Origin of the sequence: Pseudescherichia sp. (genome assembly GCF_031998825.1) — a bacterium.
GTDB lineage: Bacteria > Pseudomonadota > Gammaproteobacteria > Enterobacterales > Enterobacteriaceae > Pseudescherichia.
This window is the reverse complement of record NZ_DAMACX010000103.1, coordinates 1-536: the sequence shown is the minus strand read 5'-3', so window position 1 is coordinate 536 and position 536 is coordinate 1. Positions and strand designations below refer to the sequence as shown.

General features: G+C 58.0%; 1 protein-coding gene. It reads right to left on the bottom strand.

Features of this window, described 5'->3' with window-relative positions; all coding sequences use genetic code 11:
• A partial coding sequence (locus RTP97_RS21270; protein WP_312417184.1) for a pyruvate formate lyase family protein occupies positions 1 to 536 on the bottom strand: 536 nt, incomplete at both ends.

The window sequence follows — 536 nt, the reverse complement described above, 5'->3', positions numbered from 1 at the left end:
TCGATGCAGCCGATGGCGGCGTAATCGTAGGCATCCGCTTTTTCGATGCCGAGTTTGATGAACTCAGGAATGACAATCTCATCGTTGTTAAAGGCTGGCATCCCGAAGCCGCAGCGGATCACCTGCACGCAGGCGTCGAGGAAGTCATTGCTCATGCCCGCATGGTAGCGCACGCTCAGGTTCGGCTGGGTGGAGCGCAGACGCCCGCAGGATTCCAGAATCGCATAGGAGAGCGGATTGACCGCATCCATCGGCACGTCATTGACCAGCATCTGGCCACCGATGGTGACGTTCTGGTACAGCGGGCTACCGGCAGAGGCTTTAGAGTGAGAGCCGGAGCGGATCTTGTTCACTTCCAGCAGCTTCAGCCAGCAGCTGTGCAGCAGCTCAATGGCGTGCTCGCGATCCAGGGACTGGTTCAGCTCCACGTCACGGCGGTAGTACGGGTAGAGATACTGGTCCATACGGGCAAACGACACCGAGTGGCCGTTGGACTCAATCTGCAGGATCAACTGGATGAAATAGCACAGCTGCAG